Annotated in this window: 22 protein-coding genes; 8 read left to right on the top strand and 14 right to left on the bottom strand. The window is 62.7% G+C overall.

The genetic code is table 11. From position 1 onward, the window contains the following. Window positions 1-16: 16 nt before the first annotated feature. Window positions 17-2113 (top strand): ATP-binding protein, encoded by a 2097-nt coding sequence (locus OVA12_RS12605; protein WP_268137800.1) that lies wholly within the window; start codon window positions 17-19, stop codon window positions 2111-2113. A 510-nt stretch (window positions 2114-2623) separates the two neighbouring features. Then, entirely contained in the window at window positions 2624-3577 is a 954-nt protein-coding gene (locus OVA12_RS12600) for a GNAT family N-acetyltransferase (protein ID WP_268137798.1), read from the top strand. 449 nt (window positions 3578-4026) lie between these two features. Here OVA12_RS12600 and OVA12_RS12595 read toward each other — a convergent pair whose 3' ends face one another. Then, window positions 4027-4332 (bottom strand): DUF1330 domain-containing protein, encoded by a 306-nt coding sequence (locus tag OVA12_RS12595; protein ID WP_268137796.1) that lies wholly within the window; start codon window positions 4330-4332, stop codon window positions 4027-4029. Between the two features lie 286 nt (window positions 4333-4618). On the opposite strand from OVA12_RS12595, the gene OVA12_RS12590 reads away from it, so the two are divergent. Further along, on the top strand, window positions 4619-6814 hold the full coding sequence (locus tag OVA12_RS12590) for a transglycosylase domain-containing protein (RefSeq protein ID WP_268137794.1): 2196 nt from the start codon (window positions 4619-4621) through the stop codon (window positions 6812-6814). Window positions 6815-6828: 14 nt separating this feature from the next. On the opposite strand, the gene OVA12_RS12585 is transcribed toward OVA12_RS12590, so the two are convergent. The 7 genes from OVA12_RS12585 to rph all read right to left on the bottom strand — a co-directional run bounded on the left by OVA12_RS12585 (window position 6829) and on the right by rph (window position 13722). Then, on the bottom strand, window positions 6829-7563 hold the full coding sequence (locus tag OVA12_RS12585; RefSeq protein WP_268137792.1) for a M48 family metallopeptidase: 735 nt from the start codon (window positions 7561-7563) through the stop codon (window positions 6829-6831). 167 nt (window positions 7564-7730) lie between these two features. Then, window positions 7731-8147, bottom strand: coding sequence for a DUF2852 domain-containing protein (locus tag OVA12_RS12580; protein ID WP_268137790.1), 417 nt, complete (start codon window positions 8145-8147; stop codon window positions 7731-7733). Between the two features lie 101 nt (window positions 8148-8248). Next, window positions 8249-9154, bottom strand: coding sequence for a glutaminase (locus OVA12_RS12575; protein WP_268137789.1), 906 nt, complete (start codon window positions 9152-9154; stop codon window positions 8249-8251). Between the two features lie 153 nt (window positions 9155-9307). Next, window positions 9308-10858: a polyhydroxyalkanoate depolymerase gene (phaZ, locus tag OVA12_RS12570; RefSeq protein WP_442793879.1), complete on the bottom strand. Its 1551-nt coding sequence runs from the start codon at window positions 10856-10858 to the stop codon at window positions 9308-9310. Window positions 10859-11202: 344 nt separating this feature from the next. Continuing rightward, window positions 11203-12375, bottom strand: a complete 1173-nt coding sequence (gene hemW, locus OVA12_RS12565) for a radical SAM family heme chaperone HemW (RefSeq protein WP_442793867.1) — start codon at window positions 12373-12375, stop codon at window positions 11203-11205. Continuing rightward, the gene (gene rdgB, locus OVA12_RS12560; RefSeq protein WP_268137784.1) at window positions 12357-12998 is read right to left on the bottom strand and encodes an RdgB/HAM1 family non-canonical purine NTP pyrophosphatase; all 642 of its coding nucleotides are present in this window, start codon (window positions 12996-12998) and stop codon (window positions 12357-12359) included. The genes hemW and rdgB overlap by 19 nt, the downstream gene beginning before the upstream one ends. 10 nt (window positions 12999-13008) lie before the next feature. Continuing rightward, entirely contained in the window at window positions 13009-13722 is a 714-nt protein-coding gene (rph, locus tag OVA12_RS12555; RefSeq protein WP_268137783.1) for a ribonuclease PH, read from the bottom strand. Between the two features lie 188 nt (window positions 13723-13910). On the opposite strand from rph, the gene hrcA reads away from it, so the two are divergent. Continuing rightward, window positions 13911-14957 (top strand): heat-inducible transcriptional repressor HrcA, encoded by a 1047-nt coding sequence (gene hrcA, locus OVA12_RS12550; protein WP_268137782.1) that lies wholly within the window; start codon window positions 13911-13913, stop codon window positions 14955-14957. A gap of 39 nt (window positions 14958-14996) precedes the next feature. Then, window positions 14997-15806, top strand: coding sequence for a HesA/MoeB/ThiF family protein (locus OVA12_RS12545; protein WP_268137781.1), 810 nt, complete (start codon window positions 14997-14999; stop codon window positions 15804-15806). A 66-nt stretch (window positions 15807-15872) separates the two neighbouring features. Here the strand turns inward: OVA12_RS12545 and fabI are convergent, their stop codons facing one another. From fabI to fabA, 3 genes are all read right to left on the bottom strand, one after another. Continuing rightward, window positions 15873-16685, bottom strand: a complete 813-nt coding sequence (gene fabI, locus OVA12_RS12540) for an enoyl-ACP reductase FabI (protein ID WP_268137779.1) — start codon at window positions 16683-16685, stop codon at window positions 15873-15875. 61 nt (window positions 16686-16746) lie between these two features. After that, complete coding sequence (fabB, locus tag OVA12_RS12535) at window positions 16747-17964, bottom strand: beta-ketoacyl-ACP synthase I (protein WP_268137777.1); 1218 nt, start codon at window positions 17962-17964, stop codon at window positions 16747-16749. Between the two features lie 118 nt (window positions 17965-18082). Next, entirely contained in the window at window positions 18083-18589 is a 507-nt protein-coding gene (fabA, locus tag OVA12_RS12530) for a 3-hydroxyacyl-[acyl-carrier-protein] dehydratase FabA (RefSeq protein ID WP_268137776.1), read from the bottom strand. A gap of 369 nt (window positions 18590-18958) precedes the next feature. Between fabA and irrA the strand changes: the two genes are divergently transcribed. After that, complete coding sequence (gene irrA, locus OVA12_RS12525) at window positions 18959-19393, top strand: iron response transcriptional regulator IrrA (protein ID WP_268137775.1); 435 nt, start codon at window positions 18959-18961, stop codon at window positions 19391-19393. Between the two features lie 49 nt (window positions 19394-19442). Here the strand turns inward: irrA and OVA12_RS12520 are convergent, their stop codons facing one another. Together OVA12_RS12520 and nth are read right to left on the bottom strand one after the other, a co-directional pair. Beyond that, window positions 19443-19994 (bottom strand): GNAT family N-acetyltransferase, encoded by a 552-nt coding sequence (locus tag OVA12_RS12520; protein ID WP_268137773.1) that lies wholly within the window; start codon window positions 19992-19994, stop codon window positions 19443-19445. Next, complete coding sequence (nth, locus tag OVA12_RS12515; protein ID WP_268137772.1) at window positions 19991-20818, bottom strand: endonuclease III; 828 nt, start codon at window positions 20816-20818, stop codon at window positions 19991-19993. The genes OVA12_RS12520 and nth overlap by 4 nt, the downstream gene beginning before the upstream one ends. 22 nt (window positions 20819-20840) lie before the next feature. Between nth and OVA12_RS12510 the strand changes: the two genes are divergently transcribed. Both OVA12_RS12510 and OVA12_RS12505 read left to right on the top strand, forming a co-directional pair. Next, on the top strand, window positions 20841-21383 hold the full coding sequence (locus OVA12_RS12510) for a DUF2244 domain-containing protein (protein WP_268137771.1): 543 nt from the start codon (window positions 20841-20843) through the stop codon (window positions 21381-21383). Window positions 21384-21506: 123 nt separating this feature from the next. After that, window positions 21507-22139 carry a DUF2799 domain-containing protein gene (locus OVA12_RS12505; protein WP_268137770.1) on the top strand — a complete coding sequence of 211 codons (633 nt, stop codon included), beginning with the start codon at window positions 21507-21509 and terminating at the stop codon, window positions 22137-22139. Between the two features lie 51 nt (window positions 22140-22190). Here the strand turns inward: OVA12_RS12505 and OVA12_RS12500 are convergent, their stop codons facing one another. Next, window positions 22191-23357 carry an MFS transporter gene (locus tag OVA12_RS12500; RefSeq protein WP_268137769.1) on the bottom strand — a complete coding sequence of 389 codons (1167 nt, stop codon included), beginning with the start codon at window positions 23355-23357 and terminating at the stop codon, window positions 22191-22193. Window positions 23358-23548 lie beyond the last annotated feature (191 nt).

Here is a 23548-nt window from a genome sequence, read left to right as displayed (position 1 = left end):
ACTGGCCGTCCATTTGATGGTTCGCGATGAGCGGCAACGACTGAATGGCAGAATTGTCGAGCTCGAAGCCGAGCGGCGCGCCTTGCGCCAACAGGTCGAGGAAACTGAGGACCAGGCCTGGGAGCTGCGGGAGGCGACGGAGCGGCAAGCCAGCATCCTGCAAGCGCTCGGCGACGTCGTGATCCGCCGGGATATGAGCGGCACGGTCCTGTACATCAGTCCGGCAGCCACGGAACTGTTCACCTCCGAGACGATGCCGCGGCTTGGCCAGCCTTTGAGCCTGCCGCTTGCCGATACGCGTGACAGTACCGGGACTACAGCTGGCGACGTCGCGTTCGGTGACATCATGCTGATGACGCGGCAGGGCCCACGCTGGTTCTCTCGCCTGGATGTGACGGTCCGCGATGGAACGCGCGACACACCTCTGGTTCAGACCCTGCTGCGCGATGTGACCGAGCGGCGGATCATGGAGGAGGAGCTGCTCGCCGCCCGCAACAGCGCCGAAACGGCCAGCGAGGCGAAGTCACGGTTTCTTGCGACGGTCAGTCACGAGATCCGCACGCCGCTGAACGGCATTCTGGGCATGGCGTCACTGCTGCGGGACACGCGCCTGACACCCGAGCAGGCGGCCTATGCTGACGCCCTGACATCGTCTGGCGAAACGCTGCTTCTGCTGATCGACGAACTTCTCGACTTCTCGCGCGCCGAGGCCGGCCGTCTCTTGCTGCATCCAGCACCGGCTGCACTTGCGCCGCTGTGCGAACAGGTTGTCGAGCTGCTGGCACCCCGGGCGCAGGCCAAGGGGCTGGAGGTCTCGTTGACCCTTGCACCGGACGTTCCGGAACAAGTCACGGTCGACGCAAGCCGGTTGCGTCAAATCCTTTTCAATCTGGCCGGAAACGGCGTGAAGTTCACGGAGACCGGAGGTGTCAGCGTGGACATCGCCATCGAGCACGGCCCTTCCGGCACCGGTGTGCTGGCTATATCCGTGGCCGATACCGGGATTGGCTTTGCGCCTGAAGATTCCGCCCGGATGTTTGGCGAATTCGAGCAGGTCGACCACGGTCCCGCGCGGCGCTATGGCGGCACGGGCCTCGGGCTGGCAATCGTTCAGCGCCTGATCACCCTGATGCAGGGCGGCATTGCGGCAGAGGGCACACCCGGACAAGGCGCAAGATTCCTGGTACGTCTCCCTGTTCCGGAGGCACCCGCTGCTGCGCGAAAGTGGCCCGTGCTTACAAACCGCCGCATCGCAGTGGTTTCCTCGGGGCGGGTCGAAGCATCCGCATTGGCGCGGCATCTTGGCGCCCATGGCGCGCAGTTGCAGCAACTGCTGCCAGGCGATCCTGACATGGCGGAATCACTTGCTGTCGCCGATCTTGTCTTCCTGGACCACGCCTCTGTCAGCGATGGCGCTGCATGGCTGGCGGGAGCCCGGGCGGCCGGATGCAAATCTCCGGCGATCGTGTTGATCACCCCGACAGAACGCGAACGCCTCGAGCGCCTGCGGATGGCCGGTTTCGCTGCGTATCTCATCCGGCCGGTCCGGAGTCAGACGCTGGAGCGTACGGTCAACGCCGTGCTGATGGGTCAGGGTGACGCCAGTTTGGCGGGCGATGCATCGGCCTCATCCGCGTCTTGGGACGGGATGGGATCAACAGCAAGGTCGTCTGATCCAGGCGCAGAACCGGACCATTTGAAGCTGGCGGAGGCCAATCGCCTTGCGCCGAGCCGCCCGCTTCGCCTGCTCCTTGCCGAGGATAATGATATCAACCGGCTGCTCGGCGAAGCCTTGTTGCGCAAGCTCGGCCACGAGACGCTCCTCGCGACCGACGGCACCGAGGCCGTAAAGGCTGCTCGGTCTGGAGAGTTCGATGCCATCCTGATGGACTTGCATATGCCGGGACTGGACGGGTTCGGGGCAATTGCTGCAATCCGGGCAGAAGAGAAAAGCCGAGGTGCATCCCCGGTCCCGGTCCTCATTGTGACGGCAGATGTCATGCCCGCAGCTCGCGAGAGAGCTGAGGGCCTTGGCGTGCTTGGCTATCTGACCAAACCGCTGAGCCAAGCGGCAGTTGCCGATGCTTTGCGTCAGCTGACGTTGCGCATCTGACCGCGAAGAACGTCACAAAACGGACAGAACGCTGCGTTGGCAGCTGATGCTGCCGGCCTTTTTCGTCGGATAAACTACAGAAACACCACGCGGTTTCTGCTCGACCGCGCGACCACCTTCCGCCCTCTTGGAACGAGCCCGCCCCTTGAATTCACCGGCGCCAGAGGCGAAATAGATGCGGTCAGGGCCCTGTCATGCTACTGTTTAAATGCTGTGGTCTATGGGAAGACGCTTTGACGAGGGCCTGAGCAAGTTTGTTGCGGCGTTTCGACAGTCTCGCCAATGACAAACAGGTTGCGGTGCTTGCGAAGCGAACGTTGCGTTGTCATTGCCGGGGCGACCGCCACGGTGGATAGACAGAACAACAGAGTGCCGGCAATCAAAGTCGGCCTTGACCAGAAACGCGCCGCCGCACGGGCGTCGCCGACAAAACAAAGCCAGGCCCGTCCGCAAGGACGCAAGTCAGGTGCCGGTGGAAACGACCGAAGAACGCAAGGGGACCGAACACTCATGGTGCGGTCGGGCATTTTTTCTCCGAAGAAACTCGTCGAGAAGTTCACGCCATTGCGCCGCGATCCCGGCGTCGCCGGTCGCTGGTTTCCGGGCCTCTCGCGACCGCTCAAAGCCAATCTGGCGCTGACGGCAGAACAGGCATCGCTTGGCCGGATCGGGTCGCTGGAAGTGCGGCTCGCACGGACCGGCAAGGAGATCAAGGCCGCGCAGCGTTTGCGGTATCACGTGTTCTACGAAGAAATGTCAGCGATTGGTGACGCGCAAACCCAGGCAACCAAGCGGGATGTTGATCCGTTTGACGCAATCTGTGACCATATGCTGGTCGTTGACCACGCCTGCCTGAAGCGCAACAAGCTGGGTCGCCTGCAGCCGCAGATCGTTGGGACATATCGCCTGCTGCGCCAGTCAGTCGCCGATCAACACAGCGGGTTCTATACGTCCAGCGAATATGACATCCAGCCACTGCTCGACGCCAATCCGACGCTCAATTTTCTGGAGCTCGGCCGGTCCTGCGTCCTGAAGCCGTATCGCAACAAGCGGACGGTCGAACTTCTCTGGCACGGCATCTGGGCCTATGTCCTGCAGCACCGGATCGACGTGATGATTGGCTGCGCATCGATCGAAGGCACGGATCCTGACCGGATCGGAAGCCAGCTGGCATTCCTGCATCATCATGCGCGTGCGCCTGAAAACTGGCGCGTCCGCGCCCTGCCCGAGCGCTACGTCGAGATGAACCGTCTGGACAAGGAAGCCCTGAACGAAAAGGCTACCCTGCGGGATCTGCCGCCTCTCGTCAAGGGATACCTGCGCCTTGGTGCCTATATCGGCGACGGCGCGGTGATCGACCACCAGTTCGGCACCACAGATGTCTTGATCGTCATGCCCGTTGCATCGCTGAGCGCGCGCTATGTGAACTACTACGGCGCAGACGCGAGCCGTTACGCCAGCTAGGCAAGGAACGGCTGGATGCCTTGCGTCCAGCTGCCTACCCGTGAGCGCGTGCCAGTACAGTCTGGCGCGCTGGCGGTCGCTGCCAAGCGCAGCGATCAACCCCCAAGCCGGAAACGGGCTTGGCGTTGAATCTCCGTACTGACCTTATCGGCCGACCGCCCCAATCGGTCGGACAAAGCCGGGCGCGGTCTGAGTGACTGGTGCCGCATCAGACTGGTCGCGCGGTCATCCAGCCGACCAGCCGAATTAACGACCGGCGCGCGACTCTCATTGAACCTAGTTGCCTGCGGCGGATGCGTGGCGAACGCTCCCTCAACAGCCCATATTCTGGCCTTCTGGGCTCGTGTTGAGGAACAGCCTTGGCAACAGGGCCGCCACGCCACGTCGCTTGCCGCAAGCAGGACCGCCGAAAGGGAGATGCCAATGACCTCAACTCATGCGTCTTGCGGTTAACCAGGCTGCGGACCGTCATACCCTTCGATAACGATGATGTCGGCAACACCGGCGGCCTCGCGCAACGACTTTGCGTGGGCATATCCCGGCGAGTGATAGCAGGCGAGCGCCACCTCATAGCTCGGGAACTCGATCACCACGTTGCGGGCGCGGGCATTGCCCTCGACGGCTTCAAATGCCCCTCCACGCACCAGAAACCGCGCGCCGAAGGCCGCAAAAGGTTCCGCATTCGCTGCCACATAGGCTTTGTAGGCCTCAGGGTCCAAGACGTCGACACGCCCGATCCAGTATCCCTTCGCCATCACGCTCCCTTTCGATTCTGTTCCAGTTCGACGCATGGAGCCCGAGTGGTCCCGTCTTGTCCAGCGGTGCGACATGCGACGTTGAGCCTGACGCGCCGGGCGACAGGCCACTGCCGCATCACCATGAAACGCTGAATCCTGTGACTGTTCCGATGGTGGCGCGAGCCATTGTTCCGGAACCGGCCCCATTTGACTTAACGCCGCCTTAAATCCGAGGCCCTAGTTTCGGTAAGGACACCGGTTCGGCGACGGCGCCGAAGTGACTGGCAGTTTCCATCGGGAGATCATGGCGCAGAAGCGCAAAAGCGGAACACGAATCGAACCGACCTTCGATGGTGGAGACGCAGCCTTCCTGGACCTGCGGCCCTCGCCTCGTGATCGGGTCAGCGGATCCGTGCCCGCACGGCGCAAACGCAAGGCTCCTGAACCCGAGACGCTTGACGACGAAGAAGAGATTGCCCCGAAAGCCAGTTCGGCACGGCGCAAGGCCGGACGCGGTCCGCGCAAGGACCGTTCTGGTCCCCGGCGCAAGCGCCAGAGTTTTCTCGGATGGCTGATCCGCCGCACGGTCTACTGGGGCTTCGTGCTGTCCATCTGGGGCGCGGTCGCGGTGGTCGGTATCCTCGGTTATTATGCAGCGCACCTGCCGCCGACGTCTGAATGGCATGTCCCCGACCGTCCGCCGAATGTGAAGATCGTCGCGGCAAATGGCGAGCTGCTTGCCAACCGGGGCGACACCGGCGGCGAAGCCGTGCGGCTGGAACAGCTGCCCCCCTACCTGCCACAAGCCGTCATCGCGATCGAGGACCGGCGCTTCTACAGCCACTTCGGTCTCGACCCGATCGGTCTTGCGCGTGCCATGGCGGTGAACCTGTCGTCGGGCCAGCTCGTGCAGGGCGGTTCAACCTTGACGCAGCAGCTGGCGAAGAACCTGTTCCTCGAGCCGGACCGGACGCTCGGCCGCAAGATGCAGGAGCTTGTTCTGGCCCTCTGGCTGGAGGCGACCTACTCCAAGGACGAAATCCTGGAGATGTATCTGAACCGGGTCTATCTCGGCGCAGGCGCTTACGGCGTTGATGCGGCTGCGCGGCGCTATTTCGGAAAATCGGCGCGGATGGTCACGCTGGCGGAAGCGGCAACGCTGGCCGGCCTGCTGAAGGCTCCGTCCCGTTATGCCCCGACCCGCAATCCCAAGCTGGCGTCAGATCGTGCACAGGTGGTCCTGGCTGCGATGCGCGATGCCGGCTTCATCGAGCCATCTGCTGCCAAGACAGCCATGAACGAGCCCGCAGTCGTGGTGTCGATCCAGAACAGCTCCAGCGCAAATTATGTCGCGGACTGGGTCATGGACATGCTGCCGCAATATGTCGGCGCGATTGATGCGGACATCGTCGTGGATACCACGATCGACGGCAGCATGCAGGAAGCGGCGGAAATGGCTCTGCGGGGTAATCTTGCCGCGCAGGGCGATACCCTCGGGGTCCGCCAAGGTGCGGTGGTGGTTCTGGACACCGCCGGGGCGGTCAAGGCACTCGTTGGCGGTGCCGATTACGGACAGAGCCAGTTCAACCGGGCCGTGGCCGCAAAGCGCCAGCCCGGCTCGGCGTTCAAGCCCTTCGTTTTCCTGACCGCGCTTGAGGCCGGTATGACGCCGGACACGGTGCGCCGGGATGAACCTTTCACGGTGAAGGGCTGGTCGCCGCAAAACTACACCAAGAAATTCTATGGCGATGTCACGCTGACCAATGCACTGGCCATGTCGCTCAACACCGTTGCGGCGCGTCTCATGTCAGAGCTGGGGCCGAAGGCAGTCATCAAGACCGCGCGGCGCATGGGAATTTCCTCTCCGATGGCCACGAACCTGTCGCTGTCGCTAGGCACGTCGGAGGTGACGCCGCTCGAACTGACGGCCGCCTTCGTTCCCTTCTCCAATGGTGGATATGGCGTGGTGCCGCATGTCATCGATCGCATCCGGACAGCCGAAGGCCGAACGCTATACGCAAGACAGGGCGATGGTCCCGGCAAGGTCGTCGGCCCAACGCAACTGGCTCAGATGAACCATATGCTGGCGCAGACGCTGGTCACAGGAACGGGCAAGAAGGCCGTTCTGTTCGACAAGCGTCCTGCCGCCGGCAAGACAGGGACAAGCCAGGAATTCCGAGATGGCTGGTTTATCGGCTACACGGCCAACCTGACTGCAGCTGTCTGGCTTGGCAACGACGACAACAGCCCGACCAAGAAGGCCACGGGCGGCTCCCTGCCTGCCGACATCTGGCGCGAGACCATGGAGGCGGCGCATCTTGGGCTGCCGGTTGCGCCCCTGCCGGGCGTCGCCGAGCAGATGATCCTGGAGGCGGGTCCGGCGATCAGCGATGATGCTCCCTTGCCGCCGGCAGAGGTGGGGTCCGGAAATCAGCTTGTTCCGCCGCAGGAAAATGCCCCGGGGCCGCTGGATCTGATCGGGCGGATCTTCGGCAACTGAGGCAGGCCCAGGTTTCAGCCAAACATGTGCAGCGATGCACCATGTTCGCGCAGCCACAGGCGCGCCGTCGAGGTCTGAGGCGCAAGCCTGCGGCAGACAGCCCAGAACCGGTCGGAATGGTTCATCTCGACAAGATGTGCCACCTCGTGGGCCGCGACATAATCAAGGATCTCGGGTGGCGCCAGGATCAGGCGCCAGGAAAACGACAGCCGGCCGTTGGCAGCGCAGGAGCCCCAGCGGCTGCGGGTATCGCGCAAGGAGATCGCCGTCGCGCGGCGGCCGATTGTTGCGCTGTGCCGGTCGACGGCAGCGGTAAGATCGGCGCGCGCCTGCTTGCGCAGCCAGTCCGTGACCTTCCGGCTGATATGGCTTTCGTCGCCGGGCACCAGCAACACCGGACCATCCGGGCCATCGGCGGCGTTAACGACCCCGCGCAGGCGACCGCTGGCGACGATCCGGTGCATTTTCCCCCTAACGGGTACGTCTGCTCCGGCGGCAAAGGGCGTTGCAGCCGGACGCGCAGCCAGCTGTCCTTCGAGCCAGCCGCGATTGCGCGTGGCAAAATCCAGAGCCGTCTCCAGTGATCCACCGCGCGGAATTGTCAGGACTGGCCCGGTGCTGTCGGCCGGAAGGCGCAGCAGATACCGCCTTGCCCGCGGATCCTGCCGCAACCGGACGCTGACCTCGCCACTGCCCAGCGCAAGGATGATGGCTTCGGGTATCTTCTGGCGGCGGGCGCGGAACAGCATCGGCTTCCGGAGGTTCGAATCGGACTTGAAGAATAGTTCAACCGACGAAGGGTGGCACGCTGGATAGCGCCTCCTTCGCATACAGGCGGGATCGGCGGTTCTCAATGACGAAAGCGGCGCTTTTGGCGCCGCTTCCGGTCAGTAACCTGCAGATGGCGTATCCCGGATCAGCCCGCGACATCCACCGGCGTGCGGTTGGAACGGGAAGCCATGAAGCGGTCGAATTCTTCCTGGTCCTTGGCGCGGCGCAGCTCACGCAGGTAGCTGTCGAACTCGGAGCGCATGACGTCGAGCTTGGCACGTTCTTCCTCGATGCGCTTGATCTCGCGTTCGCGGTACTCGTCAAAAGCCACGTTGCCGGTGCGGCTGAAGCCGGTGTTGGTCGTCATGTTGCAGAAGGTTCCCTTCATCGGACTTGCGTTCCACTGGGCCTTCGCGTCCCGGGCCATGGCCTGGAACCGGTCACCCCAGAGAATGTAGGCGAGCATCGCCAGGCCAAGCGGCCAGAAGACGATGAAACCAAGAACCATCAAAGCGATGGTCGCCGGGGACCAGCCCGGGCGGATGACGGATGTTGCGGTCATGTCTGCTCCCTATCGGTTGCCTCAACAGCGAATCACGTGGGGGGTGCAGGGCAGGACTTCAAGAGCCGTTACAATTCGGGACAAGCTCGCCGGCGAGCGGATCAGCCGAACACCGACCAGCCTGTGCGCCGGGCCAGGATTTCCATGGCTTCCGTGCCAAGCCTGGAATTGCCATAGCGGTTGAGTCCGGGCGACCAGACGGCAATCGACGCAAGGCCTGGCGCAATCGCGAGAATGCCGCCGCCGACGCCGCTCTTGCCGGGAAGGCCGACGCGGAAGGCGAAATCGCCAGAGCCGTCATAATGGCCGCAGGTCATCATCAAGGCGTTGATGCGCCGCTGCCGTTCACGGGTAAGCAGGCGCGGGAAGTTCTTGCCTTCAATGAGAAACCGGCCCGCCAAGGCAAGCTGGCGGCAACTCATGTCGATGGCGCACTGGTGGCAATAGGTGCCGAGCACCTTGTCCGGGCTGTTGTCCAGATTGTCGAAGGACGCGAGGTAGTGGGCCAGGGCGAAGTTGCGATGGGCCGTCTCCAGCTCCGACCGGGCAACGGCCTGGTTGATGTGGATGGCCTCGTCATCCGCCGCCGTGCGGACGAAGCGCAGCAGATGACCCAGCGCCTCGCGCGGCGTGGAGCCGGCGAGATAAGTGTCTGTTGTCACCAGCGCGCCGGCATTGATGAAGGGATTGCGCGGAATGCCCTCCTCGCGCTCCAGCAGCAGAATGCTGTTGAAGCTTTGGCCGGACGGCTCGCGTCCAACACGCCGCCACAGCTGGTCGCCAACGCGGCCAAGCGCCAGTGCGAGGGCGAAGACCTTGGAGACGGACTGGATCGAAAACGGTGTCTCGGCATCGCCAGCGAGATACAGACTGCCATCAGCCATAGCGACCGCGATTCCGAACTGATCCGGGTCGACCTTGGCCAGTTCAGGGATGTAATCGGCAACGTCGCCGCGATCGGTACGAGCCGCCAGCGTGGCGGCGATCTCGTCGATGAGGTCCTGCATGGCGGACGGGTGCTCCTTCGGTCCGGGTGGCGGAAAAGAGCATATCGAGTACCGCTAGGGAAGCCTCACCAAAGGGAGACCGCCCCCGAAATGCAAAAAGGGCCGCCGTGAGGCGGCCCTTCGAAGGGGCAAGATTGCGGCCGTGCAGAACGGTCAGCTGACGGTCTCTGACAGGCGGCGGGCCTGTTCGAGCCAGTTGTCACGCGAAATGCGGCCACGGAAATCCAGCCGCGTATCAAGCGCCTCGATCTGCGGTGCGGTCAGATTGGCGATCTGCCAGTAGTGGAAGATACCGGCCTCGTTCAGGGCCTTCTCCAGCTTCGGTCCGACACCCGCGATGGCCTTCAGATCGTCAGCGACGCCCTGCGGCTTGGCGAGCAGGATCTTTTCCAGCGGATCAGCCTTTGCAGCAGCAGGGGCAGAAGCCGCAGCCGTCGGCTTTGCCGGAGCAGCCTTGGGCGCAGCGGTGCCGGCAGAGACGGCCGCAGCGGCGCGGGCCTGACGGGCGCGATTGTCCTGCGAGTGCGTCAGGATGAAGTCGATCATGCGCGGCGCGATCTCGGCGCGGAAGCGGGAGCCGTTGAACACGCCATAGTGGCCGACATTCGGCTGCTCGTAATGCACCTTCATGTCCTGCGGCAGGTTGGTGCAAAGATCATGGGCAGCGCGGGTCTGACCGCGACCGGTGATATCGTCCTTCTCGCCCTCGACAGTGAGAAGCGCCGTGTTGCGGATTGCAGAGCAATCCACCGGCGTGTCGCCATGCATCATCGTTCCACGCGGCAGCGCGTGTTCAATGAACACTGTCTCGACAGTCTGCAGGTAGAATTCGGCGGTCAGATCCATGACGGCAAGGTATTCGTCATAGAATTCGCGATGCTTCTCGGCGTTGTCGCCGTCGCCCTTCACCAGATGCTGGAAGAAGTCGCGATGCGCGATCAGATGCCGATCAAGGTTCATCGACATGAACCCGGAAAGCTGCAGGAAGCCCGGATAGACTTCACGCATGACGCCCGGATGCGGGAACGGCACTGTCATGATGACATTGCGGCGGAACCAGTCGATGCCCTTCGACATCGCCAGGTCATTGACCGCCGTCGGGGCGACGCGCGTGTCGATCGGGCCGCCCATCAGCGTCATGGTCGACGGCGCGTAAGGATCGTTGCGGGTTTCCATGACTGCGACCGCAGCCAGAACCGGCACAGACGGCTGGCAGACGGCCACCACATGTGTATCCGGCCCGAGGAAATGGATCATCGAGATGACATAGTCGATGTAGTCATCAAGGTCGAACTTGCCCGCAGCCATCGGCACCATGCGGGCGTCGATCCAGTCGGTGATGTAGACATCGGCGCGCGGCATCATCGCCTCGACCGTCCCGCGCAGCAGCGTGGCATAGTGGCCGGACATGGGCGCGACGATCAGCACCTTGGGATCCCGGCGCGGACGTTCCAGCGCGCGCTCGAAATGGATCAGGTTGCAGAAAGGCCGGTTCCAGACCACGCGTTCCGTCACCGCGACACGGGTGCCGCCGACGAGCGTCGTTGGCAGGTCGAACTCCGGTTTGCCATAGCGACGGGTTGTACGCTCCATGACCTCGCAGGCAGCGGCGATCTGGCGTCCCATCTGCGTGTGTGCCATCGGGTTGAACGGATTTTGAAAGTAAAGCCGGGTCGCATCGGCAGCAGCGCGCATCGGCGCCATCACCGCGTGATTGAGCTCATAGAGATGATAGAACGGCACCAGTTCCAATCCTCTTCGCTGACCGGGTGCGCGCGTCGCACCGCAGGTTCTGGCATTGCAGCAGGATAGGCCGAAGATTCACACATCTTCAATAGCCGGTTTGTCTATAGCTTGCGCCCTGCCTGTTGATTATTCGTGAAGGGCAAGTCGCAAATAGCAATACATTGGCTTCTATTTTGAATGCCAAGTATGCCGCGCCGCAGCATCGCTGCCAGCCTAAAGTCGTTTTAAAATAGGCCCTTAGCCGGGTAATGTGACAGTGTCACAGATAACGCGACGAAGAGTTGCATGAAGATTGTCTGCCCCTAGGCGGCCAGATCAGCGACGACGGCATCGAGCACAAAAAAACCGTCGCGGGTCGCGCGCAGGCGGTGATTGCCGAGCATTTCAACCATGCCGTGTTCAAGAAGCGCATCAAGACGCCGCGGATCGATGGTCCGGCTTGCCAGCTTTTCGTAGCGCAGCAGATCCACGCCCTCGGTCAGTCGCAGACCCATCAGCAGGTATTCGTCGCCCTGCTCTTCATCGTTGAGCGGCGCATCTTCGACCATGCCATGACCACGATCCTCGACATGGCCCAGCCATGTCTCCGGATGGCGCTCGATCGCGGTTGCCCGCTTGGTGGCGCCCAGCGACAGGCGGCCATGGGCGCCCGGTCCGACACCGACGTAGTCGCCGTAGCGCCAGTAGACGAGATTATGCCGGCATTCTGCACCAGGCCGAGCATGATTGGAGACCTCATAGGCGGGAAGCCCATGTGCTTCAGTCACATCCTGGGTCACGGCGTAGAACTCGGCCCCGACGTCCGGTTCCGGCACGATGAGCTTTCCCGCCTGATGTAGGGCAAAGAAGGGCGTGCCCTCCTCAATGGTCAGCTGATAGAGCGACAGGTGATCAGCGGCCAGCGAAATGGCTTCGGCGAGCTCACGCTCCCAGGCGGCGACCGTCTGGCCCGGACGGGCATAGATCAGGTCGAAGGAAAGGCGGGGGAACGTCTCGCGGGCGGTCTCGATGGCGCGGCGCGCGCCGGCCACATCATGCAGACGGCCAAGCATGCGCAGGTCCGGATCATTGAGGGCCTGAACCCCCATCGACACCCGGTTGACGCCGGCCGCGCGATAGCCCCTGAAGCGCTCGGCTTCGACCGAGGACGGATTGGCTTCGAGCGATATTTCCACGTCCTGGTCCAGCGACCAGTGGCGCGCGATCGCCTCAAGAATGCGCTCGACCGTGCGTGGCTGCATCAGCGACGGCGTGCCGCCGCCAAAAAAGATCGACTGGACGGAGCGGCCAGGTGTCCAGGCTGCGAAATGCGCCAGCTCACGCTCGAAAGCGGCGACGTATCGATCCTGATCCACCGCCTGATGGCGCACATGGGAATTAAAATCGCAATACGGGCACTTGGCCGCGCAGAACGGCCAGTGCACGTAGATGCCAAATCCACCGTCCGGTGCCGTGATCATTCTTGCTCCAGACATGCCTTCGAGAAGGCTGCAAAAGCCCTTGCACGATGCGACAGTCCCGGCGTGCTGTGCGACCAGCCGTGCTTTTCATCCGACGTCATCTCGCCGAACGTCCGGTCATGGCCGTCCGGCTGGAACATCGGGTCGTAGCCGAAGCCCTTTTCGCCGCGCGGGGGCCAGACGATCTGGCCCTCGACCTCGCCACGGAAGAACTCCTTGTGACCATCCGGCCAGGCAAGGCAGAGGACGGCAACGAAGGAGCCGCGACGCTGATCCAGCGCGGTGGCACCGAGCTGCTGCAGCTTCTCCTCGACATTGCGCATGGCCATCGCGAAGTCCTTCTCCGGCCCTGCCCAGCGCGCGGAGTAGATTCCGGGCGCACCGCCTAGTGCTGCTGCGCAGAACCCGCTGTCGTCGGCAAGCGACGGCAGACCGGAAGCGGCCGCGGCGGCAACGGCCTTCAGCTCGGCATTGGCTTCGAAGGTGGTGCCGGTTTCTTCCGGCTCCGGCAAGTCGAGTTCTCCTGCCGAAATGACCTCATAGCCATAGGGAGCCAGCAGCTCGCGAAACTCGCGCAGCTTGCCGGCATTGTGGCTGGCAAGGACGAGGCGGCCGGGCTGGAGCATGCGGTGGGTCATGTCACAGCCCTCACAGGATCGCCATCCTCTGCAGGTCGACCAGCCGGGCGATGCCCGACTTGGCCAGCCCCATCAGCGCGGACAGCTCGGCTTCGGAGAAGGGCTCACCTTCTGCCGTACCCTGGATCTCGACGATGCCACCCTTGCCGGTGAAGACGAAGTTGGCGTCGGTCTGCGCGGTGGAATCCTCGGCGTAATCGAGATCCAGCACCGGCGTGCCGTTGTAAATGCCGCAGGAAATGGCCGCGACGTGATCCTTGAGCACCGGCTTCTTGACCATTTCGCGGGCACGCATCCACTCGATGCAGTCATGCAGCGCGACCCATGCGCCCGTGATGGACGCGGTCCGCGTGCCGCCATCGGCCTGGATCACGTCGCAATCGATGGTGATCTGGTTTTCCCCGAGAGCTTCCAGATCGACCACGGCGCGCAGGGAGCGGCCGATCAGACGCTGGATCTCCTGGGTGCGGCCGGACTGCTTGCCAGCCGACGCTTCACGGCGCATGCGCTCGCCAGTGGCGCGCGGCAGCATGCCGTATTCGGCGGTGACCCAGCCGCGGTTCTGGCCGCGCAACCAGGGCGGAACCCGGTCTTCAAGGCTCGCGGTGCACAGGACATGCGTGTCGCCAAACTTCACCAGGCAGGAGCCCTCGGCATGCTTGGCAAAACCGCGCTCCAGCGTGACTGATCTGAGTTCGTCAGCAGCGCGCCGTGATGGACGCATGGGCAACTCCTTGGGGTTGGTCCCGGCGCATGCGCCCGGATCTGGCTCTTTCGCGCGCTTGTAACCGTTGGAGCACCTGGACGCAAAGGTCTGCTTGCGCTTGACGGCGGATTTGATCCTATATCTTTAATCGGCAGGCGGATCAGATGCCGCAAGCGACAGGAGAACCGCGTGAGCAAGAGGCTGGAATGGTGAGCTTGAGCGAGCTGGACAGGCGATCTCGCGACATCTTCCGCTCCATCGTGGAGAGCTATCTGGACACAGGCGAGCCGGTCGGCTCGCGCAACGTGGCGCGCGGCCTCGGCATGTCGCTGTCGCCGGCCTCGGTGCGCAATGTGATGGCCGATCTGGAGCATCTGGGACTGCTCTACTCGCCGCATACGAGTGCTGGCCGTTTGCCGACAGAGACGGGCCTGCGCTTCTTCATCGATGCCCTGCTGGAAGTGGGCGATCTTTCCCGGGAAGAACGCGAACGGATCAATGTTCAGGTCCGGGCGTCCGGCGGCAAGAACACCGAACAGGTGCTGACCGAAGCCAGCCAGTTGCTGTCCGGCCTGACCAGCGGCGCCGCTGTCGTGCTGACGCACAAGCAGGACATACGCCTGAAGCATATCGAGTTCATCCGCATCGAGCCGCTGCGGGCCCTGGCCGTGCTGGTGGGCGAGGACGGATCGGTCGAGAACCGGATCATTGACCTTCCTGCAAACCTGCCGCCATCGGCGCTGGTTCAGGCGTCCAATTATCTGAACGCCCAGATCCAGGGGCGGACGATTGCCGAGGTGCGGCGCGAGCTGGAACGGCTGCGCGAGGCCGAACAGGCCGAACTTGACCTTTTGACCCAGCGGATCGTCGAAGCCGGACTTGCCGTCTGGGGCGGGGATTCGGGTGATGGCGATACGCTGATCGTGCGCGGGCAATCCAATCTCCTGACCGATGTCGGGGCAGCGGAGGACCTCGAGCGCGTTCGCCTGCTGTTCGATGACCTCGAAAACAAGCGCGACCTGATCCAGCTGCTCGGCCTTGCGGAGACCGGGGATGGCGTGCGGATCTTTATCGGATCGGAGAACAAGCTGTTTTCCCTGTCCGGATCCTCGCTGGTGGTTTCGCCCTATCGCGACCGGGAACAACGGATCATCGGCGTGCTGGGCGTGATCGGTCCGACGCGGCTGAACTACGCCCGTGTGATCCCGATGGTCGATTACACTGCCCGTCTCGTCAGCCGTCTTGTCGGCTGAACCAACACCGCCGAACCGGCCCTGCCGTCAGGAACTCACATGCTTTCGCCCGCCGAACTGGAACGTTATGCCCGCCACATTGTCCTGCGCGAGATCGGTGGGCCGGGACAACAGAAGCTGAAGGCCGCGCGCGTTCTGGTCATCGGCGCAGGCGGCCTTGGCTCGCCGGTGTTGCAGTATCTCGCCGCAGCCGGGGTCGGGACGCTCGGCATCGTCGACCATGACACCGTGTCCTTGTCCAACCTGCAGCGGCAGGTGATCCATGACACGGATCATCTGGGCGAGCCCAAGGTCGCCAGCGCTGCCGAGGCGATCGCGCGGCTGAACCCATATGTCGCTGTCGAACCGCATCCGGAGCGTCTCGGGGGCCACAATGCCCTGTCGCTCGTGGGCGGCTACGACCTCGTCATCGACGGGTCCGACAATTTCATGACGCGCTATCTGTTGTCCGACGCCTGCTACTATCGGAAGAAGCCGTTGATCACCGCGGCGGTCGGCCGTTTTGACGGTTCGCTGACGCTTTTGAAGCCACACGAGACGGCGCCGGACGGAACGCCCAATCCCACATACCGCTGCCTGTTTCCTGCGCCACCAAAGCCCGGCGTCGTTCCCTCCTGCGCCGAAGCGGGCGTGGTGGGTGCATTGACGGGAATTCTTGGAACACTGCAGGCGATGGAGGCGATCAAGGCGATCACAGGCGCGGGCGAAGGGCCGGTTGGCCGCCTGGTCATGTTCAACGCGCTGTCGCTGCGCATGGACGAGATCGCCTATCGCTGGTCCCCGACCAACCCGCTCAACGGCAAGGCCCCGCTCACCTGGGCGGAGCTGCGGGAGCGCGACACACGATAACAGCAGCGCACAGACAAAAAGAGGGCCGCTTTCGCGGCCCTCTGTGCTTGATCCGTCCGGTCCGGCTCAGTCGTCGGTGCGATCCTGGCGCTTCAACTCGTCCAGTCGCGGCATCGACACGATGTTGTAGCCGCTGTCGACAAAGTGAACCTCGCCGGTCACGCCGCCCGACAGATGCGACAGCAGGTAGAGACCCGAGCCGCCGATCTCTTCCAGGGTGACCGTGCGGGCCAGCGGCGAGTGGCGCTTCTGGAAATTGTACATCAGACGCGAGTCGGAGATGACCGATCCGGCGAGCGTGCGCACCGGGCCTGCGGAGATCGCGTTCACGCGGATGCCCTGCTCGCCATAATCCATCGCCAGATAGCGCACGGAGGACTCCAGTGCCGCCTTGGCAACGCCCATGACGTTGTAGTTCGGCATCACCCGCGTGGATCCGCCATAGGTCAGCGTCACGATGGAGCCACCGTTCGGCATGATCGCTGCGGCGCGCTTGACGATCTCCGTGAAAGAGAAGCAGGAAATCAGCATGGCCTTGCTGAAATTGTCCCGCGATGTGTCGGCGTAGCGGCCACGCAGCTCGGACTTGTCGGCATAGGCGATGGCGTGAACCAGGAAATCGATGGTTCCCCATTCCTGCTTCAGCGTGTCGAACACGGAATCCACCGATGCGATGTCCTCGACGTCGCACGGCATGAGGATCTTCGAACCGACCGTTTCCGCCAGCGGCTTGATGCGCTTGCCGAAGGCGTCGCCCTGATAGGTGAAGGCAAGTTCGGCGCCCTGGTCAGCGAGGGTCTTGGCAATGCCCCAAGCGATCGAATGGTCGTTGGCGACACCCATGACAAGCCCGCGCTTGCCCTTCATCAGCCCGTTCATGAAAAACTCCTGTGGGATCGCCGGATCGCGCCCAGGGCGTTGGGTGCGATCCGTCAATCGGTTAGCCGTTGTATTTCTGGAAGACGACCGACGCGTTGGTGCCGCCAAAGCCGAAGCCGTTGGACAGGACGCAGTTGAGTTCGGCGTTGTCGACGCGCTCACGCACGATCGGCATGTCGGCAAAGGCGGGATCGATGGTCTCGATGTGGGCGGAAGCCGCGATGAAGTTGTTCTGCATCATCAGGATCGAATAGATCGCTTCCTGCACGCCAGCAGCGCCGAGCGAATGGCCGGACAGTGCCTTGGTGGCGGAGATCGGCGGGATCTTGTTGCCGAATACGGAACGGATCGCTTCGATTTCCTTGACGTCGCCCACCGGGGTCGAGGTCGCGTGCGGGTTGATGTAGTCCACATCGCAGTTCACGGTCTTCAGGGCAAGGCGCATGCAGCGCTCGGCGCCTTCGCCCGAGGGGGCGACCATGTCATGGCCGTCTGAGGTTGCGCCGTAACCGACGACCTCGGCATAAATCTTGGCGCCACGGGCCTTGGCATGCTCGAGTTCTTCCAGAACAAGCACGCCGGCACCGCCGGCAATGACGAAGCCGTCGCGGTTGGCGTCATAGGGACGCGACGCGGTCGACGGGGTTTCGTTGTACTTGGAGGACATCGCGCCCATGGCGTCGAACAGGACCGAAAGAGTCCAGTCCAGCTCCTCGCCGCCGCCGGCGAAGACGATGTCCTGCTTGCCCCACTGGATCAGCTCGGCCGCATTGCCGATGCAGATGTTGGTCGTGGCGCAGGCTGCCGAGATCGAATAGTTGACGCCGTGAATCTTGAAGGGCGTTGCAAGTGTCGCCGAGTTGGTCGAGGACATCGCCTTCGGCACGGCCGTGGGTCCAATGCGCTTGGGACCCTTCTCGCGGGTGATGTCGGCCGCTTCCACGATGGCGTGGGTCGACGGTCCGCCGGAGCCCATGATGATGCCGGTGCGCTCGTTGGAGATATCGGAGGCTTCGAGACCGGAGTCCTCGATGGCCTGCTGCATGGCGATGTAGTTCCAGGCAGCGCCCTGGCCCATGAAGCGCGTGGTGCGGCGATCCAGGACTTCAAACGGGTTGACCTTCGGCGCGCCATGAACCTGGCAACGGAAGCCGAGATCGGCATATTCCTGCGCCCGAACGATGCCGGAACGGCCGGACTTCAGGCTCTCAAGCACTTCCTGTGCCGTATCGCCGATCGACGACACGATGCCCATGCCCGTAACAACAACCCGCCTCATTGGGGTCTCCTGTCTTTCGATGCCACCCGTCCTGCAAGCGCGGGAGGATAGCCGCATTATTTCGTCAGAAAAATGAAGGGGCGCGTCCCGTGGCGCGCCCGCACCCATTTATATGGGATCAGGTCTTGGCCAGACCAACCCGCAGATCAGTTGCCTTGTAGATCTGCTCGCCGTCAGCCTTCAGCCAGCCGTCGGCAATGCCCAGCACCAGCTTGCCGCGCATGATGCGCTTGAAGTCGACACCATACTCTACTTTCTTGACGGCCGGCGTGACCATGCCCTTGAACTTGACCTCGCCGGTCGACAGGGCCATGCCCTTGCCTTCCAGGCCGAGCCAGCCAAGGTAGAAGCCAGTCAGCTGCCACAGCGCGTCGAGGCCAAGGCAGCCCGGCATCACCGGATTGCCCTGGAAATGGCAGGGGAAAAACCACAGGTCCGGGTGAATGTCGAACTCAGCCCGGGCGTAGCCCTTGTCGAACTCGCCGCCGGTTTCGGAAATCTCCGTGATGCGGTTGAACATCAGCATCGGCGGCAGCGGCAGCTGCGCGTTGCCGGGGCCAAACAACTCTCCGCGTGCACAGGCGAGGAGTTCTTCATAGTCGTAGCTGGAGGGCCGCTCGGTCATTCCGTTCCCGTTTTTTCTTATCTGGCTATGTTCAACCAGTGACGTGGCTGAACCGCCCAGATGGGTCTTGTTCAAGAGGTTCGATGGCCTTCCTAACACAGTGGTCCTTCCTCCGAAAGATCGTCGCTTTGCCGAGAGGACCAAGCGTCTTCCTTGGTTTCCGTATTCGGGAACATCACTTCACATCTCGTTGAGGCATGAAAAACTTGCATTTCGGGGCCAAGAAATGGCAAAGGTAGAAAAAGCCCCGCGTCAGCCGGCTTGTCGGATACAGAAGCTGAATATGCGTCGTCGTTGAAACCCGACCGCCCTATTTGTCGCTGTAGACCCGATCACAAGTCACGGACCGAACACGGATCAGAATGAAATATGACTGAGCACCTTCATCACGTCGAAGAACACGACCGGGACGTAACCGACATGCTGCGGGACGCCGGGCTTCGTCCGACGCGTCAGCGCGTCTCGCTGGCCGAACTGCTGTATTCCAAGGGCAATCGTCACATCTCGGCAGAAATCCTGCATGAGGAGGCCGTGCGCGCCAAGGTGCCGGTGTCACTCGCGACTGTCTACAACACGCTGCACCAGTTCACGGAAGCGGGCCTGCTGCGCGAAGTCGCCATCGACGGCACCAAGACCTATTTCGACACCAACGTGCACGACCACCATCACTTCTTCATCGAGGGTGAAAACCGCGTCGTCGACATTCCGAATGACGGCGTTGGCATCGGCCGCATCCCGCAGGCGCCTGAAGGCATGGAAATCGTGCGGATCGACGTGGTTGTCCGCGTGCGTCCCAAGAGCTGAGCCGGATAGAAACATCCGACTTGTTCACAGATCAGAAGGCCGGCGTCCGTCAGACGTCCGGCCTTTTCAATTTGTGCAGGCAGCTCGGATCCGCATCAGGCGTCATGCGGAACGTGCGATCAATGACGGAAAAGCCAAGGCGTGCGAGCAGCCCGTTTGAGGGTACATTTTCGGGATTGGTGATCGCAAAGAGGCATTCCACCGCCAGCACCCCAAAGGCGTGCTTCAGCATCACCTCCGCTGCCTCGCGGCCGTAACCAGCCCCACGAGCTTCCGCCAGAAGTGCATAGCCAATATCGGGCGCATCAAGCAGGTCGCGCTTCAGAAGACCGGCGATTCCGACTGGCTTGCCCTCTGCCGTTGACGCAAGCCAGAGGCCGAAGCCGTGCCTTGTATGATGCGGCGTAATATTTTCACGAATATAGCGCCGGGCATCCTCGACAGTTTTCAGCCCCCTGTCCCCGATGAACCGGTGATAATCGGGGTCATTCATCAGGCCCAGCATGAAGTCCGCGTCGGCTGGCAAGATCATTCGGAACGACAACCGGTCGCTGGAAGCGGGCACGATACGGCCGCGTGGCCTGGCCGGTTGCGGCGTCATGACGCTGCTCCGGTCGCAGATGCAGCCTCCTGCTGCACAATCAAGGCCGTGCGTATCGCGATATCCGGGATCTCCGCCAATTCCTGCCGCTCCTTGCTCTTGCACAGATCGTAGATCACGCAACGCTGGCATTCCGGCTTGCGCGCCTTGCAGATGTAGCGGCCATGCAGGATCAGCCAATGATGCGCATGCAGGCCAAAGCGCGGAGGCACCACCTTTTCCATCGCCAGCTCGACCGCCAGCGGTGTCTTTCCCGGCGCAATTCCGATGCGGTTGCCGAGCCGGAACAGATGAGTGTCGACGGCAATCGTGTGATGCCCGAATGCAATGTTCAGCACCACATTCGCCGTCTTGCGCCCAACGCCGGGCAGCGCTTCCAGCGCCTCGCGGCTTTCGGGCACCTCACCACCGTGATCGCGAATGAGCTGCTCGCACAGGAGAATGACGTTCTTCGCCTTTGTCTTGTAGAGGCCAATGGTGCGGATCTCTTCCCGGACGCGGTCCTCGCCCAGCGCAAGCATCTTTTCCGGGGTGTCTGCGATCCTGAACAGGGTCTTGGTCGCCCGGTTCACGCCCACGTCGGTCGCCTGAGCCGAAAGCACGACGGCCACGAGCAAGGTGAAGGGATTGACGTAGTCCAGTTCCCCCTGCGGTTCCGGATTGTCCGCGTGGAAGCGCGCGAAAATCGCGTCGACCTCCGCGCGCGTATAGCGCGGCGCGGCAGTCCGGCGGCGCGCTGGACCCGGTTTCGCAGCGCCAGAGGCCATTGCGGCCTTCGACTTGGCCTTCGTTTGCTTGGGGGAGGGGGTCTTTGCTTCGCTCATGTCTCCTCTATAAAGGTTGGTCATGACGAGCGACAATCCGAAACACGCGCCGGACGGGGGTGCTGGGACGGGCGAGCAGCCGTTTTTCTCGGCCGTTCTTACTCCGTACAGATCCCTGGGACAAAACGGCTTTCTCGTGCTGATGCTGTGCACCGGTGCGATTTGCCTTGTGCATGGCGTCCTGTTTGTTGCCGTTGGAGCCTGGCCTGTGATGGCCTTCTTCGGGCTGGATGTGGCACTTGTCTGGTTTGCCTTCCGCATGAACTACGCCTCGGCGCAGGCCAGTGAAGAGGTCAGCGTCTATGCTCACGAGATCGTGATCCGGAAGATCGGCCCGGGAAAGCGGGCGCAGGAATTCCGGTTCAACACGTTCTGGGTCCGCCTCACCGTCGACCAGCTGGAGGACGAGGGCGTGACCCGGATCCTGCTGACCTCACGCGGGGAAGCGGTGCCGGTTGGTGACTTCCTGAACCCTCCGGACCGGACCAGTTTTGCCAGCGCGCTCACCGCTGCGCTCGCTGCGGCAAAAGCCGGTCGCCCGTTTGCCAGCAATCCGAACATCTGACAGGCACGCAAGCCAGGTTAACTTCACCCGGAAAATGCCGTTGCAACCTCTAGAAGGCCAAAAGACATCCTCCTAGGATGCTGGCGAACGAATTCGGGGTTCGGGGGCATCATGAAAGTCTGGATGGCAATTGCCGGGGGCGCCTTGCTTGCGCTCTCGCTGGCGGGTTGTGAAACCGTATCCAAGGAACAGTGCCAGGCGGGCGATTGGGTGGCGCTGGGCCGGGCCGACGCATCGGTCGGCCATCCATCCTCACGCATCGAGGACATCATGAAGGACTGCGGCCGCCACGGGATTACCCCCGATCCGCAAGCCTATTATGCCGGCTGGCAGGAAGGCGTGCAGATCTATTGTACGCCCCTCAACGGCTTCAACCTCGGCCGGGATGGAACGTCGAAGTCGAACATTTGTCCGCCGGCGTTGGGCGGCCCGTTCGACTATGCCTATCAGCTGGGCTATCGGCTCTGGTCCGCACGCAACGAGGTCAGGCAGCTGGAAGACCGCGCCCGGTCGCTGGAAAGCCAGATCGACCGCGACCGCTTCTCGCTTAACACGACGGATTGCAACGGCGTGAAACCGGAAGACCGAGACAACTGCCGCCGCAACCGGGACCGTCTGCGTGACCGGATCGACGACGCCCGCTTCGAGATCCAGGACCTGCGCTGGCGCATCCTGCAGAAACAGCAGGAACTGCAGGCGACCGAATATGCGGTGAACACCGAGGCGGCACGCCTGTTCCCCGGCTACGGCCGATAAAAGCGGTGCCTTTGGCCCGGTCATTGAACCGGGTCAAAGGCGGTTTGTTCATCACTGGCGCGGTGGACGCAGGCAGATCAGAGCCAGCAACACCGGCACCCCGCTGGCGGCAGCCACAAATATCACCGCCTGGAAGCTGAACACATCCGCGATGAAGCCCATCGAGACATTGCCGATGAAGCCGCCAAGGTAGAGCGAGTTCATGTACAGCGCCGTCGCCCGGCCCGGTTTGTCGGGCGCATAGCTCTGGACGAAGGAAATGGCGACACCTGCAAAGAGACCGTAATAGTAGCCTTCGATTGCCCCCAGAATGACCACCTGGGTGACACTGCTGACCTGTGTGAAGGCGGCAAACGTCAAGATGGCGAGAACCGCGGCCGCAGCGAGCACCGCGCGCGGGCCGAACCGGGTCGCAAGCCGTGCGGCACTGAAGATCGCAACAACCTCGACCACACACTTGGCCGAGATGGCGAGGCCCGGCGTGTAGCCCGGCAGGCCGACTTCGCGCACGAAGAACAGCGGCATGGCGGCCGTGAACAGCACGTTGCCGATGGCAATCAGCGTGCAGACCAATGCGGCCAGAAGCAGCGGCCAGTCGATGCCATCAAGGTCCGCCGGGCGCGGTGGACGCGGCGCGGCGCGAAAGCCGTTCGGCACAGCCAGATGCCACAGCAACAGCCAGATGACCGCCATGCCGGCTGAAATGCTGTAGGCCACGCGAAACCCGACCAGATCGATGATGATGAAGGACATCGACGGACCGACCACCCAGGCCAGCGACACGCCCATGCGCAGCCAGGCATTATACTGGCTGATCTCGATTCCGGTTTTCTCGGCGTAGAGGCGGCCATAGGTGAATTCGGTCGAAGTGGCGCCATTCGCAATCGCCATCACCGGCGCGCCCAGCGCGATCAGCAACCAGAACGGCGGCAGGCTGGCGAGCAGCACGGCCATGACCAGATAGGCGATGATCGACACCAGCAGGAGTGGCTTTACCGCGACCATCCGGTCGAGGCGCTCGCCGAAGATGCGGTTCACGACCATCGTCAACGGTGCAACAACGCCGGCATATAGGGCAATCTGCCAGGGCTCCTGCCCGAGACCTTCGACGATGAAAAAGCCCATCACCGGGATCAGGGACGAGGTGCACATCGCGCCGAAAAAGACGAGCAGAAGGATCAGCACCGCCTGACGCGGGAGCTGCAGAACGAAGGACATCTGGAAACCGGTTTCAGGCGGGGCAGCCGGACGGGGCGGCAGGCTGCAAATCAGGGAATAGACTTGAAGAATAGACCCATTTGCCGGCTTTGCACGTGCGTTTTTTGAATGGATTTAAATCTGGCCCATGCGGTGTGCACATGGGTATGCAATCAGCCAAATGGCTTGTCCGTCGTATCCTTGCACCAGTT

It is taken from the genome of Pannonibacter sp. SL95 (genome assembly GCF_026672425.1).
GTDB lineage: Bacteria > Pseudomonadota > Alphaproteobacteria > Rhizobiales > Stappiaceae > Pannonibacter.
This window is presented reverse-complemented; position numbering and strand designations above follow the sequence as displayed.